Below are 14,221 nucleotides of genomic sequence, written 5' to 3'. Positions count from 1 at the left end.
AAATGAAAAAAGTATATCTTGATAACGCCTCTACCACAGCTCTCCGTCCCGAAGTAATTCAGGAAATGACCAAAGTTTTAACGGAGGATTACGGAAATCCCTCGTCAACACATAGTTTAGGACGTTCTGCAAAAAATATTTTGGAGCTTTCCAGAAAATCAATTGCTAAAAATTTGAATGCTACGGCTCAGGAAATTATTTTTACTTCTTGTGGTACTGAAGCCAACAATTGGATTCTTCGTTCTGCAGTTAAGGATTTGAAAGTTAAACGAATCATTACCAGTAAAATCGAGCATCATGCTGTTTTGTATACGGCTTTAGCATTAGAAATAGAGTTCGATATTCAAATTGATTATGTGGCAATAAAACCAAACGGTGAAATCGATATAACGGATTTAGTGGAATTATTGTCGCAGGAAAAGAAAACATTAGTGAGCTTGATGCACGTGAATAATGAAACAGGAACCATTTTAGATTTGGAGCGAATAGGTCGTATTTGTCAAGAGCACAGCGTTTTATTTCATTCGGATACCGTGCAATCCATCGGGAAAACATCAATAAATTTGCAAACAATTCCTGTCGATTTCATTGTGGCCAGTGCGCATAAATTTCACGGACCTAAAGGAGTTGGTTTTGTTTTTATTCGAAAAAATTCCGGATTACAACCGTTATTTTTTGGAGGCGAACAGGAAAAAGGATTGCGAGCAGGAACCGAGGCTTTACACCAAATTGCAGGAATGGCAAAAGCTTTAGAACTTTCATACAGCAATTTAGAAACGGATAGAGAACATATTACTGAGTTGCGAAACTACCTCATTACCCAACTTGAAATCGAATTTCCGGCTTTTGAAATCAATGGAACTGTTGATGGTTTTTACACAGTTTTGAATGTTTTATTGCCTTTTTCAGCAGATAAAACAGCGATGATCTTATTTCATTTAGACATGAAAGGAATTGCAGTTTCCCGCGGAAGTGCTTGCCAATCAGGAAGTATCAAGCCTTCACATGTTTTAGCCGAAATGCTATCGCCTGAAGATTTAAAGAAACCAAGTTTGCGAATTTCTTTTAGTCATTTCAATACACAAGAAGATATTAATGTGCTTATCGCTGCACTGAAAACCATATAAAAAAATCTGCTTTATAGCAGATTTTTTAGTGGAATTTAAGTAATTAGGGACTTCGTTTTGGATATTTTTATTGGATTGGATGGTTTTTCCGTATATTTTTCCATAATTAATCGCGCTTTGAAAAAACACAAAGTAGATTCAGCTCCCTGATTGATATTGATGTGTTTGTCCTCCAAGCCATCATAGGAAGCACCATTTTCCGGATTGTACATAATTTGCTTTAAATGATTGTTCCCTAAAAACCAAATAAATGCGAGTTTTAATTGGTCTTTATATTTTTTATTTCGCGTTACTTCGTAAAAAAGATCGAGTGCAATAATGGTTGTAGCGACTTCAATAGGTTGTTCGCCATAGAAAATCCTTTCATTTTGCTTCTTAAACCAACCTCGATTAGATATTACTTTCAACTGTCCTTTCATGAAATAATGAGAAAGCAGAAAGTCGAACGTAATTACCGCAATTTTTTTATATTTCGGATTCTTGGTGACTAGATAGCTGTACATCATAGCTTCTGGAAGGACATTATTAGCATACGTCATATAATCTTCATACCAACACCAATTCTCGGCAGAATTGATTTTATAATGACGCAACAGTTCATCAGCAAGATTCTCGATATGTTTTTTTATTTCCCCGTCTTCATACATTTCATGATAATGATAAAGTCCTTTTAATGCGTAAGCTATGGCTCTTGGAGATTTAAAATTATCAATTTTTTTGATGGCTTTGTCCCAGCATTTTACTGCTTGGCAAATCATGTCCAACGGTAAATTTTGTCTGTGAGAAATCACCGTTCCAAGACTCCAAAGCGCTCTACCATTCGCATCTTCCAGATTAACCTCTTCGTTTTGTTTGGTCAATTTCTTGTTGTAGTCTTTATAATTATCAAACCAACCGTCGTGCTGTTGTATTCCTTCAATAAAATTCAAATAGGTATTCGCTAATTTTAAAATTTCCTTATCGGGAAATGCTTTGTTGTAGAGAACCATATTGATTAATGCTCGGGCATTATCATCTAATGTATAGCCAGATTCAGGATCAGGCTGACTGAATTTTGAAAACTGAAGGATTCCAAAATCAGTAGTCAGTTTTTTAATATGATCTAACTTTATAGGCGGGAAATTGAATCTTAAATCATCTTCTCTATTGGTTAATTGATCAAACAAAAGGCGGTATTGTATGGCGATATTCTCCCAGTTTGTGGCTCGAGCCATTGAAAAAGCATTTTTTGCCATAGCTATTCGCTGTTCTTTATTTTCGATGAGAAAAAGGATTGCTTCCTTAAATTCTTCAGGATTATCAAAACTTTTCAATAGGATTCCATTGCCGTTTCCTAAGGATTCGACAGCATGCGGTATAGGTGTAGAAATTACTGCGCAGCCGCTGCTCATCGCATACGCAAAAGTTCCACTTACGGTTTGATTGGGATCTTTTGAAGAAAATAAATAAATTTCAGATAACGTTAAAAATTCTAATAGTTGGTCCAATTGAAGATACTCGTTGACGAAAATCACATTGTTTTGCAGACCGAGTTTTTTTACTGTAGCAGTAAGTAAATTGCGGTATTTTTCACCTTCTCTTTTAATAACTTCAGGATGAGTTTTCCCTATAACAAGATAAATTACTTCAGGATGTTGAGCCACGATTTCTGGTAAAGCGCATAATACGTTTTCAATTCCTTTATTTTCACTGATTAATCCAAAGGTTGATAATACAACTCTGTCTTTAAAGCCAAATTTGTTTTTCAGTACTTTTTTTTGTTCCCAAAGAACTGTATGATTGCCGTGAGGAATAATTATACATTTAGAAGGAGGACAATTGTAATGATCGGCTAAAATTTCTTTTGATTTTTTGGTCAAGACCACCACTTTGTCCGATAAATCAGTTAGGGCATAAACTACTTTTTTTCTTTTTTCATCAGGATGAGGCAAGACCGTATGAAAAACGGTTACAATGGGTTTGTTAAGTGCTAGTATAAAAGAAAGAATTTGATCTCCATATTCTCCTCTGAACAGACCAAATTCATGCTGAATACATACCAGTCCAATATCGTTTCGTTCATTTATTTTCTCGGCGACCAACCTATAATGAACCAAAGAATCTACCGGCAGTACATAGCTTACTTCTTCAGGATATTGAAATTCCTGATCCCTATTTTGCAACGCGCACACTTCCACCGGAAGCGTGTCTCCAAAGACAACATACAATGCATTAACAATATCATTGGTAAAAGTTGCTATTCCGCATTCTCTGGGTGGATAGGAGCTTACAATTAACATTTTTATTCCTTTCTCGATTTTCATAGCGTTATTTTTTAAGGTTGTTTTCTCAGTTCGAGAAGTAGTTCGTTAAGGTCTACTTTTGCAACTGCAATATGTTTATCGGCCACACCGTAATAGATGTATAGATCATTCCCAAACAAAGCATGTCCCGATGGAAAGACAATATTGCTAACTTCTCCCTCAATTTCCCATTGCTTTGTAGGCGAAAATAACGGAAATGGCAATCTGGCGATCTCAATTTTTGGATTATCTAATTGTAATAATGCGGCTTTAGCATGATATATTTTTCCCTTTATCGTTTCTTGTACCCCATGGTAAATAAGCAGCCAACCATATTCAGTTTCAATAGGCGGACCGCCTGCACCAATGTAATTTACTTCAAATGCATCCCTGGGATCCAGTACAATATGATCCACTAGATTTATGAGATATTCTTTCCAAAAAGCTTCAGTTAAATCCTTGAAATCGGTAAATTCCGCAATCTGAATTCCAGGCCAAATCCGATGCAAAAGCATAAATTTTCCGTTTATTTTCCTTGGGAACAACACGACATCTTTATCCCTGAGCAATCTGAATTCATCAGCAACCAATCCTATTTGAGCAAAAAGATTGTAATATTGATGATATTTTGGATTCAATTTTCCATTGTCACAGCAGTTGACAAAATTTTCATATTCCTGATAATTGACATGAGGAGTTATGACACCGTGCTTTTCAAAATCAATTAAATCCTTAGAAGTGGCGAGCGCTCCCATTGCATTGACGCCGTCGTAGGCAGTGTATGTAACATAATAAGTATCTTCAATTTTGACAATTCGGGCATCTTCCACACCATGTTTTTCATAGTCAAAATCACGCATAATTAAAGGTTTTTCATGGCGTTCAATCACCTTTGTTGGGCCATCTAACTTAGCGTATCCTATCGTAGAATAATTGCCGTGTTCTGCCGCTCGGTATAAAACATGAATGGTGTTTCCGTCCTGATAAATTCCGGGATTGAACACGCCGTTATTTTCAAATTGATGGTCGGTAGGACTTAGAATTATTCCTAATTTTTCTATTGTAACCATGTTTTAATCGATTTTTACGTAGTTCTAAATTCAAATAAACGCTGTAATCTATTTTTGCTATTCTTCCTTTTTCTGTTCTTTTAATTTTGCTTTTTCCTGTTTTCTAAAATAACCACGTAGTAAAAAATTATGTTTCAAGGCTTCTAGATTTTCATTCAAACGCAAACTCGCCTCGTTAACATTTGTCATCGTTGAATCTATTTTTCGAACTAATTCAGGGTCATTCGAAAGATAATTTACTGCTCCTTTACCGTTTTTTATATTTACAATTGTGGTATCTAGGTTGTTTACAACGTTATCTATTTGAGTACTGGTTTGTTTTAAATTCAGTACTATTTTTTTAAGATTATTGGCAACCGCGGTATCTTTCAAAACACCAATCACATTGTCTTTATTTTCTAATGAAGAAATAAGTCGGTTTATTTTCGTGATTGATTCTGAACTTCCCCGTCCTGTAATTTTCAAATAGTGAACGGTTTGTTTCAAATCATTTGCCAAGTTAGCATCCTTAATTAATAAGCCCACGGTTCCAGTTCCTTGATTAATTTCATTCGTGATTTTAAGTAAATCTGATGTCAGTAGCGCCGCATTTTTATTGGTTTTGCCAAGTGTATTCAGCATATCATCAGTACGAATGCGGTTTAATGTGCGAATCTCATCTCCAGGCGATAGTGAGGTTGCTTTGTCCTTCCCAGGAATAATATTGATGATCATGTTTCCCACCAAACCATCGGAACCTATTGTGGCAATGGCATTTTTCCTGATATGCGGAAAAATGGTTTTATCAATCAGCATATCGACTTTTATCGCCGTGTCGTTAATCATTGCTATACCGCGGACCGTTCCCACATTTATGCCGGAATAGCGCACATTATTTCCTAACTGTAAGCCGCTGACATTATTGAAAACCGCTGATAATTGATTGGTTTTTCCAAACATTTGTTGCTTATCGCCAATGAAATACACTGCGAGTATAAACAGCAATAACCCGATTATTACAAAAAGTCCAAGACGCAATTTTTGTGATGTCGTTTTTTCCATCTTATTCTTATTTAAAGAAAGCTTGAACTTTTTCATCTGTTGAGATGGATAATTCATCAAAAGTGCCTTCGATATAATTGATGCCATCGACCAATAAAATCATTCGGTTCGAAATCACTCTGGCACAATCCACATCATGGGTAATGATAATGGCCGAGGTGTTGTATTTTTGTTGGATAGACATCATCAACAGCAAAATTTCTTTTGCAGTAATGGGATCTAATCCCGTTGTAGGTTCGTCATATAGAATTATTTTGGGTTGCAGAATCAATGTTCTGGCCAAAGCAATTCGTCGTTTCATTCCACCCGATAATTCTTCGGGCATTAAATTTATGGTTTGAGCTAGTCCTACGTTTTCCAAAGCTTCCATCACTAACGGTGTGGTATCTTTAATGACTCCAAATTTCTTGGTATGGCGTCGCAAGGGAAATTCCAGATTTTCGCGAACCGTCATCGAATCGTATAATGCACTTCCCTGAAAAAGAAACCCAACTTCAGTACGTAAATCGTCTAGTTCCTCCCGATTAAGTTGGGTAATGTCTTTGCCCATCACAACGATAGAACCACTGTCTGGCTGTTCGAGCCCAATCAAACATTTTATCATCACTGATTTTCCGGAACCTGATTTCCCCATAATCACCAGATTTTCTCCTTCGTTCAGTACCATATTAAAACCATCCAAAACATGATTGTCATCATAACTTTTTCGCAAGTCTTTGATTTCTATTATTCGGTTTTGATTGGGTGTCGGGATACTCATAATCGCTATAAATCATAAAATATATCAGTAATAAAAACAGCAATGAAGTCAATAATAAACAGCAACATCGACGTGAAAACGACTGCAGAATTAGCTGCTAATCCCACACCAGCTGTCCCTTTTTTGCAATAATATCCTTTAAAACAACCGACTAATCCAATGGCAAAACCAAAAAAGAATGTTTTGATGGTTGCGGGTATCAAATCACCAAATTCTAATGCCTCAAAAACCTTGTTGTAATACAATAAAAAAGAAACATTTCCTTTTATATTTTCGACCAAAAAAGAACCAAATATTGCAATAGCATCGCCAAAAAAAACTAAAACGGGTAACATAAAAGTGGTAGCCAAAACACGGGTTACAACTAAATATTTAAACGGATTTGTACCAGAAACTTCCATGGCGTCAATTTGTTCCGTAACTCGCATGGAACCTAATTCAGCACCAATACCAGAACCAATACGACCCGCACAAATCAAAGCGGTTATAATAGGACCAATCTCTCGAATAAGTGAAATACTAACCATTGATGGCATCCAGGAAACGGCGCCAAATTCCTGCAGCGTAGGACGTGATTGTAAGGTGAATACCAATCCAATAATGAATCCCGTAACCGCAACCAAAAGCAAGGAACGATTTCCCATATTAAAACATTGTCGTAAAAACTCTTTGAACTCCATTGGACGTTTGAACGTTTCTTGAAAAAAACGACCTGAAAAGTAGGAGAGTTCACCAATTTCGAGTAAAAAAGCTTTGAATAATTCCGTTATTTTTGAAATAGTATTCATAAGCAAATGAATTAGTTTTTAACAGAAAACAGCTACTCAAATATATAGTTATTTATCTGATTATCAGTACTATTAATAGTGTTGTTTGCCTATTATATTGCCGGTTTTGTCGAGAAAATTGCGATTTTAAAAAATAATGACATTTTTGCAACCGTTATTTTTATTCGCGCGAATAATTCGGATTATAAAATGGGTTATGTACAAGTACTTTTTTATAAAAAAAGATAAAATAATTTTTGGGGTACAATGCTATGGTTTTCTCTAAAAAAGTGAAATGCCTTCTGACATTTTAAAATCTATGTTCTTTGTGTTTAAAAAAGTAAACAAATGGAATTACAGCAAATGATATAACACTATTACAGAAGTATCCAAGATTGAATTTGCTTGGAAATAAAGTAATTGAAAGAGAGTAAAAACTCTTATTGAACTATTTATTTCTGTTTTTAATCCACTTCTCTATTTCTACTGCCCAAAAAACTACACTTGATACAGCTAAGGTAATCAGCAATTCATATAAAGTAAGTGGTTGTGTTTTGAAAATATCATTAAAAAAAGGCGTGTAAACAATCATAAGTTGTAGCGAAACCGTTATTAATAAAGCACCAATCATGGGTTTATTAGAGAAAAAACCAATTTTAAAAATTGAATCCTGTCCGGAACGGATCACCATTACATGTCCCAATTGACTGAAGCAAAGTACCGTAAATGCCATCGTTTGCCAATGGGAGTTTGCCACATGTATCGCATATGCCTGCATTCCAATGGTTACGACTCCCATTAAAAATCCAACCCACAATATGTGAACTGCCATACCATTTGAAAAAATACTTTCAATTGGATTTCTGGGCGGGCGTTTCATAATATTTATTTCTGATGGCTCGGAGGCTAACGCCAATCCAGGCAAACCATCCGTTACCAGATTAATCCAAAGGATGTGAATGGCCAATAACGGAATGGGTAAACCAAAAAACGGCGCCAAAAATATCGCCCAGATTTCGCCTGAATTTCCGGTCATGATGTACTTGATGAATTTCAGAATATTATCGAATATTTTTCTACCATGTTTGACTGCAACTACAATTGTGGCAAAATTATCATCCAGCAAAATCAGGTGAGACGCTTCTTTAGAAACTTCTGTGCCATTGATTCCCATGGCGATTCCAATATCAGCGTTTTTAAGTGCTGGCGCATCATTCACACCATCACCAGTCATAGCCACAAAATTATTTTTAGATTGTAGCGCATTAATGATTCTTAATTTCTGTTCGGGATTAACTCGGGCATACACCCGAACGTTCTCCACGATTTTCACAAATTCAATTTGTGTTAATGCGTATAACTCAGAACCCGTCAGTACTAGATCTTCCTCGGAAGAAATGATTCCCAGTTTTTCGGCAATTGCTTTTGCGGTGAGTTTATGATCGCCGGTAATCATCACCGGAATAATACCAGCCTCTTTGCATTCCGAAACCGCTTGTTTCGCTTCCTCTCGCGGCGGGTCAATCATGCCTACAAAACCAATGAGCGTTAGTTCTGTTTCAATGGTTTCCGGATTCAAATTTTCCGGTAACGAAGAGAGTGTTTTCATGGCATATCCTAAAACCCGATACCCTTTTTCCGCCATTTCATTGACTTTACGTTCCAATTCGGGAATAAGTGATTGCTGCTCGGCATTTAGTTTATGAAATAGGACATCGACCGCTCCTTTTGTAATTACGACAATTTCAGCATCAGCATTTTTGATTTGATGCAGGGTTGTCATGCATTTTCTTTTGGAATTAAAAGGTAATTCCGCTATTCGTGGAAATGTAATTTCTAAATCTGCACGGTTTAAATTTTTATCGAATGCATATTGCACCAATGCGACTTCAGTTGAATCGCCCAGCCATTTGCCGTTTTCGCTTTTCGAGACATCATTATTTAAAGCTATGGCATAAAGCAACCGGTTTTTTTCTTCAAAAGTATTATTGTATTTCGTATCTGAAGTTTCAAAAATCTCCTGTACAGTCATTTTATTCAGCGTAAGAGTTCCCGTTTTATCAGAACAGATATAGGTAACAGAACCAAGCGTTTCTACAGCGGGCAATTTGCGAATAAGCGCATTATTTTTGGCTAATTTCTTGGCTCCAAAAGCCAATGCGATGGTAACTAATGCTGGTAAAGCCTCAGGAATTGCGGCAACAGCAAGGGAAATTGAAGTAATCAACATCGTCATTGCAGATTCTCCCCGCAACCATCCGATAAAGAAAATAACAGTACAGATGATGAGGATGATGATTGATAATCTTTTTCCAAATGCCGCTAATCTTTTTTGCAACGGAGTTGTGGTTTCCTCTGTTTGAATCATTTTAGCGATTTGACCCAGTTCCGTATGCATTCCTGTGGCCACAACATATCCAAGAGCTCTTCCATTCGTTATCGAAGTGCCTTTGTAACCCATGTTCGTTTGGTCGCCTAGAGCGTAATTTCCTTCTGGAAGTTTCTCTGTATTTTTTTCTACATTGTTGGATTCGCCGGTAAGTGCTGATTCGTCTACTTTTATTTGATGGGTTTCAAAAAAACGAATATCTGCAGGAATAACATTGCCGGCTTCTAGAACCACAACATCACCTGGAACAAGATCTGAAGCTGGAATAGTAGTCATTTTTCCTTCGCGCATAATGCGAGCGTGGTTTGCTACCATTTTTTTTAATGCTTGCATCGCTTTTTCGGCCCGATATTCTTGAATGAATCCCACAATGGCATTAATAATAATGATGGCAAGAATAATGATCGTATCTGTTATATCGCCTATTATTCCCGAAATTATTGCTGCCGCAATCAGAATCAGAATCATGAAATCAGATAACTGAGAAAGCATCATCTTTACAATGCTCTTCTTTTTAGTGTCTTCGATTTCATTCTTGCCATTTTCGCTTAGGCGTTCCTTAGTGGTTACTTCATCAAGTCCGCGAGGAGTCGTTTGTAACAAGTGAGTAATTTCTGAGAGTGGGAGTAAATGCCAGTTCATCGCTTTGTTTTTTTTTATTTTTTGTAATATAAAAGTCCCATCATGAGTACATAAACGGAGGCAATTAATGCAGTATCAATGGCAAGTTTCCATTTTTTTTCTTCTTTAAAAACAATTCCAATAATTCCTATGGCCGTAATAATAATGGTACCAAGCACGGGAATAATGTGATTGGGACTTGTATATTGTAGAATAGGCCCTTTGGTATACAGCATATCGTTAAAAGCGAGTATTGCGATATTAAAAATATTACTGCCAAAAATATTACCAATCGCCAAGTCGATAGTTCCCAAACGGATGGCGGCAATAGACACCACAACTTCCGGAAGTGAGGTGGAAGCCGCAATGAATAATGTGCCAAAGAAACTTTGTCCTAGCCCACTGGCTTTTGCAAGATGTTCTCCAAAATAAGGTAATAACATAGCAGCACCCATTAAAACGACCGCATTCAAAGCATAACGGAGAACCACTTGTTTTAAGGTAAGAGTATAACTATCTTTTCGTTCTTCTCGATTATTATTTTCTTTTTTGTCATAAAGGAAAATAACACGAATCGCTACGAGGTAAAATACCAGAAATAGAATACTGAATTCTCCAATCCAAAGAATAGTTCCAAAAAAATTAGGCATCAAAATGGCAAATGCAACTAAGCACAAGAGTATGATTCCAAAAGAGGCGGCAATTATATGGCCCGGTTGTGCAACGGATGTTAATGGTTTTTTGTGATCGTAAAAAAAATCCATAATAGAAATAATAAGGATGTTGAAAGCGCAACTTCCCACGATATCACCAACAGCAAGATCTGGAGCATCCAGAATAACTACAGCGCTTATTCCATTCATCAGTTCAGGCATCGAAGTTACGGAGGCCATCAGGATAATACCCATAAACATTTTTCCCCAGCCCAGCATATCAGCCATCATATCACCGTACTTAGAAAGCCGAGAACCTGTCGCTACAATCACTCCGGTTGCTGTCAAGAAACCTATACTATCAACATATATTGAATTCATCTCAAAACAATTATTTCGTTTTTGTCTCTTATTGTACCTGTATTATTGCTTTTGTAAACAATAATGAAGGGTGGTCTTATATCAGAAATTGTAACAGTTTTATTCTCCTTTTGGGGCAAATTTAAGTGTATCAGAAGCGCCCCAGCGATATTATTTTGTTGGGATTGTTAGCAACGGAAAAGGAATACGATAAGCCATTTTCTTAGTTACACTTTTCTCAAATAATCGTTCCCACATTCCTTTTCGTTTTAATGGATTCATTACTATCATTTCAGTGTTATCTAGTAAGGTTTCCTCCAAAATGGTTTTTGTAATATCCTTTCCCGCGCTGTGATTGAACGAAAATTCGAAGTCTTTAAAGTGATTTTGAATTGATTTCTTGTATTTTGCATGATCATCATCTGCTGTGAAAAACGTCATGCCCCAATCAATATGTAAAAGGCTAATGGAAGCATTGAATACCTCGTTAAACTTTAATAATGCTTCGAGAACTTTTTTATCTTTTTTACTATAATTAGTGGCGTATGTGATTTTTTTTGGAATTCTGAATTTATACTTATTTGGTATGGCTAACACTGGACAAGGTGCTTTGGTCATGACTTCAGCAGTAAAACTTCCAATTAATTTTTCTTTTAAACCGCTGGCGCCACTAGTACCCATTAATATCAGATCTACTTTTTTTTTCTTGCAAAATTCAATAATTTTTTCACCTTCTGGACCTTGATCAACGTGAATTGAAATGGAAAGAGACGGGTTTTTTTTCAAGATTTTATTTTGAATTGTAGCGAGCCTGTCCATTAATTTTTTTTCATTTTCGAGATTTTCTTTTTGGCTCAGTGATCGTAAATAAAAACCACTCTCGAAAGGAATAAAACTATGGTACAAAATTAAGGAAGCATCCCAAAGCGCTGCTAACTGCGCTGCATAATTTATAGCGGAATCAGCTGGAATGGAGAAGTCTGTAGGTACAAGTAATGTTTTCATAGCTATAAAATTTATGCGTTAGTAATCTCGTAAAGTATCAATTTTGAATTTTTTTAGTTTCCATAAATAATAGCATTACTAAAAAGCAGTAAAAACATTCTCTTTTTTAAAGATTGTAAACCAAAACTTTTTAAGGGTAGATTTAATTGGGACCGTTGTTAGCTTTCATACAATCGCAATCTGTTTCTCAGCGTATTTAATTCATTTTGCAATACATCAATCTTTTGTAACAAATTAAGCACTACATCAATTCCTTCTATGTTTACGTCTAATTCCTGATGCATGCGAATCATTTTTTCTATTTCATAAATTGCATTTGAATCAATATACTGCTTGGATTCAATTGTTTTTATTTCGAGCAAACCCATTTCGCTAAGATTGGTAAAAAAAGATAGTTCCACACTATAGTGAATGCACAATTCAGGTATCGGGATCAGGTTTTCCATGTTTATGATTTTCTTAGCGTAGCGAGTTCCGTAAATAATTCCTTTTCTTTTTCAGAAAGATTGGTGGGAATTTGTATTTGATAGGTTAGGTACAAATCACCAAATTCTCCTTCTTTTTTATATACCGGAAATCCTTTTCCTTTCAGTTTAACTTTGGTTCCGTTTTGAGTTCCGGGTTTCACGGTGAGTTTTACTTTTCCGTCAAAAGTGTCTGCGGTAATCTCGCCGCCCAATAGGGCAGCATATAAATCCAAATCCACTATTGCGTAAAGGTTGTGCTTATCCAGTTTAAAATCAGTGTGATTCGCCACCGTGAACGTGATATATAAATCACCTTTAGGACCACCACCGGAACCTTCGCCACCCATGCCGCTGATTTTTATTTGTTGGCCGTTTTCGACACCGGCAGGAATGGTAATGCGAATATTTTTCCCATTAATAGTTAACGTGCGTTTGTGAGTTGTGTAGACGTCTTTTAGTTCGAGATGTAGTTCAGCATTAAAATCCTGTCCTTTGAACTGCGCACTTCTGCGGCTACCGCCACCAGAGGCTCGACTACCAAACATCGATTCAAAAAAATCAGAAAAATCACCTCTACCACTGAATCCACCACCGCCAAAACCGCCTTGCTGTCCGTTTCCTTGGTATTGCCGTTGCTGTCTGGATTTTTCAAATTCTTCAGCATGTTGCCAGTTTTCGCCGTAATCATCATATTTTTTACGATTCTCCGTATGACTCAAGACTTCATTTGCTTCATTGATTTCCTTGAATTTTATTTCGGCGCCCTTATCGTTGGGATTTAAGTCGGGATGGTATTTTCGCGCAAGTTTACGATACGCCTTTTTAATTTCGGCTTCGGTTGCTTTTTTGTCCACTTCTAGAATCTTGTAATAGTCTATAAATGCCATTGTGATTATTTTTATGTTGTGGTTATTTGGTTAAGTTTAAAACATCTTTATATACATATTTTGCTTTTTACAATCGATGAGATTGTACAGTTCAATACATAGCTATTGTTTTATAAATTCACTGTCAGCCTTAATTTTTACTTCATCACTAATCATTGGTGCAAGGAATTTTGGACCTATATTAAAATCAGAACGTTTTATGATGGTACTAAATTTAAAACCAGCTGTTGGCATTTTCGTTTGAGGATTTTCAATAGTTCCTCTGTACCACATCGTGATGACTACCGGTTTCGTTATTCCGTGCAGGATAAGTTGGCCCGTTAGCTTGTATTTATCTTTTGCTGTTTTTTGTATCGACGTACTTTTGAAAGTCATTTTCGGATATTTTTCAACATCAAAAAATTCGTCACTTCGTAAATGCTTATCTCGCATTTCAACTTCGGTATTGATGGACGCCACTTCTGTAGAGAGTTCAAAAATAGCATCACTGAAATCAGTTTTGGTTGTAATTGCGCTAATTTCAAATGTTTTGAACAATCCTGCAATGTCAGAAATTCCATTGTGCATTGTGCTAAAAGTTAATTTAGAATGCATTGGATCACCTTTCCATGTTGTTTGTGCAAACAGAAAAGTAGATAAAAATAATGAGGCGATAATGGTAGCGATGTTTTTCATGGCTTAATTTTATTTAATCTTAAAGATACGCTATTAAGTAGTTACGAAGTTTAAAAAGGAACTTTTTGTGATATGAGTAATTATAGTTTTCAAAGAGTGTATTTGTCAAATTTAATC

Annotated in this window: 12 protein-coding genes; 1 reads left to right on the top strand and 11 read right to left on the bottom strand. The window is 36.2% G+C overall.

All coding sequences use genetic code 11. The features are described from left to right. The first annotated feature begins 2 nt into the window (after nt 1-2). A complete protein-coding gene (locus AC0J6S_RS15650) occupies nt 3-1,127 on the top strand; it encodes a cysteine desulfurase family protein (RefSeq protein ID WP_474954663.1) in 1,125 nt (374 codons plus the stop codon). A gap of 35 nt (nt 1,128-1,162) precedes the next feature. On the opposite strand, the gene AC0J6S_RS15645 is transcribed toward AC0J6S_RS15650, so the two are convergent. The 11 genes from AC0J6S_RS15645 to AC0J6S_RS15595 form a co-directional block, all read right to left on the bottom strand. After that, on the bottom strand, nt 1,163-3,430 hold the full coding sequence (locus tag AC0J6S_RS15645; protein WP_474954662.1) for a glycosyltransferase: 2,268 nt from the start codon (nt 3,428-3,430) through the stop codon (nt 1,163-1,165). 11 nt (nt 3,431-3,441) lie between these two features. Then, the gene (locus tag AC0J6S_RS15640) at nt 3,442-4,479 is read right to left on the bottom strand and encodes a glycoside hydrolase family 130 protein (protein ID WP_474954661.1); all 1,038 of its coding nucleotides are present in this window, start codon (nt 4,477-4,479) and stop codon (nt 3,442-3,444) included. Between the two features lie 57 nt (nt 4,480-4,536). Continuing rightward, nucleotides 4,537-5,520, bottom strand: a complete 984-nt coding sequence (locus AC0J6S_RS15635) for an MlaD family protein (protein ID WP_474954660.1) — start codon at nt 5,518-5,520, stop codon at nt 4,537-4,539. A gap of 7 nt (nt 5,521-5,527) precedes the next feature. Beyond that, a complete protein-coding gene (locus AC0J6S_RS15630) occupies nt 5,528-6,280 on the bottom strand; it encodes an ABC transporter ATP-binding protein (RefSeq protein WP_474954659.1) in 753 nt (250 codons plus the stop codon). Between the two features lie 5 nt (nt 6,281-6,285). Beyond that, a complete protein-coding gene (locus tag AC0J6S_RS15625) occupies nt 6,286-7,068 on the bottom strand; it encodes an MlaE family ABC transporter permease (protein WP_474954658.1) in 783 nt (260 codons plus the stop codon). Nucleotides 7,069-7,495: 427 nt separating this feature from the next. Continuing rightward, nucleotides 7,496-10,078 carry a cation-translocating P-type ATPase gene (locus AC0J6S_RS15620; RefSeq protein ID WP_474954657.1) on the bottom strand — a complete coding sequence of 861 codons (2,583 nt, stop codon included), beginning with the start codon at nt 10,076-10,078 and terminating at the stop codon, nt 7,496-7,498. Nucleotides 10,079-10,092: 14 nt separating this feature from the next. Next, a complete protein-coding gene (locus AC0J6S_RS15615) occupies nt 10,093-11,091 on the bottom strand; it encodes a sodium:calcium antiporter (RefSeq protein ID WP_474954656.1) in 999 nt (332 codons plus the stop codon). 150 nt (nt 11,092-11,241) lie between these two features. Then, entirely contained in the window at nt 11,242-12,075 is an 834-nt protein-coding gene (locus tag AC0J6S_RS15610) for a universal stress protein (protein WP_474954655.1), read from the bottom strand. A 158-nt stretch (nt 12,076-12,233) separates the two neighbouring features. Further along, complete coding sequence (locus AC0J6S_RS15605) at nt 12,234-12,521, bottom strand: chaperone modulator CbpM (RefSeq protein WP_474954654.1); 288 nt, start codon at nt 12,519-12,521, stop codon at nt 12,234-12,236. A 2-nt stretch (nt 12,522-12,523) separates the two neighbouring features. Beyond that, nucleotides 12,524-13,429 (bottom strand): DnaJ C-terminal domain-containing protein, encoded by a 906-nt coding sequence (locus AC0J6S_RS15600; RefSeq protein WP_474954653.1) that lies wholly within the window; start codon nt 13,427-13,429, stop codon nt 12,524-12,526. A gap of 102 nt (nt 13,430-13,531) precedes the next feature. After that, nucleotides 13,532-14,104, bottom strand: coding sequence for a YceI family protein (locus AC0J6S_RS15595; protein ID WP_474954652.1), 573 nt, complete (start codon nt 14,102-14,104; stop codon nt 13,532-13,534). Nucleotides 14,105-14,221 lie beyond the last annotated feature (117 nt).

The organism is Flavobacterium sp. TS_SC_5 (assembly GCF_056156265.1).
Note: the sequence above shows the minus strand (reverse complement) of the source record. Positions and strands in the feature narration are given on the sequence as shown.

Coding starts and splice junctions, on each gene's coding strand:
- AC0J6S_RS15620 (WP_474954657.1), bottom strand. CDS start 10,078: ATGAACTGGCATTTACTCCCACTCTCAGAAATTACTCACTTGTTACAA.
- AC0J6S_RS15630 (WP_474954659.1), bottom strand. CDS start 6,280: ATGAGTATCCCGACACCCAATCAAAACCGAATAATAGAAATCAAAGAC.
- AC0J6S_RS15605 (WP_474954654.1), bottom strand. CDS start 12,521: ATGGAAAACCTGATCCCGATACCTGAATTGTGCATTCACTATAGTGTG.
- AC0J6S_RS15635 (WP_474954660.1), bottom strand. CDS start 5,520: ATGGAAAAAACGACATCACAAAAATTGCGTCTTGGACTTTTTGTAATA.
- AC0J6S_RS15595 (WP_474954652.1), bottom strand. CDS start 14,104: ATGAAAAACATCGCTACCATTATCGCCTCATTATTTTTATCTACTTTT.
- AC0J6S_RS15650 (WP_474954663.1), top strand. CDS start 3: ATGAAAAAAGTATATCTTGATAACGCCTCTACCACAGCTCTCCGTCCC.
- AC0J6S_RS15610 (WP_474954655.1), bottom strand. CDS start 12,075: ATGAAAACATTACTTGTACCTACAGACTTCTCCATTCCAGCTGATTCC.
- AC0J6S_RS15615 (WP_474954656.1), bottom strand. CDS start 11,091: ATGAATTCAATATATGTTGATAGTATAGGTTTCTTGACAGCAACCGGA.
- AC0J6S_RS15600 (WP_474954653.1), bottom strand. CDS start 13,429: ATGGCATTTATAGACTATTACAAGATTCTAGAAGTGGACAAAAAAGCA.
- AC0J6S_RS15640 (WP_474954661.1), bottom strand. CDS start 4,479: ATGGTTACAATAGAAAAATTAGGAATAATTCTAAGTCCTACCGACCAT.
- AC0J6S_RS15645 (WP_474954662.1), bottom strand. CDS start 3,430: ATGAAAATCGAGAAAGGAATAAAAATGTTAATTGTAAGCTCCTATCCA.
- AC0J6S_RS15625 (WP_474954658.1), bottom strand. CDS start 7,068: ATGAATACTATTTCAAAAATAACGGAATTATTCAAAGCTTTTTTACTC.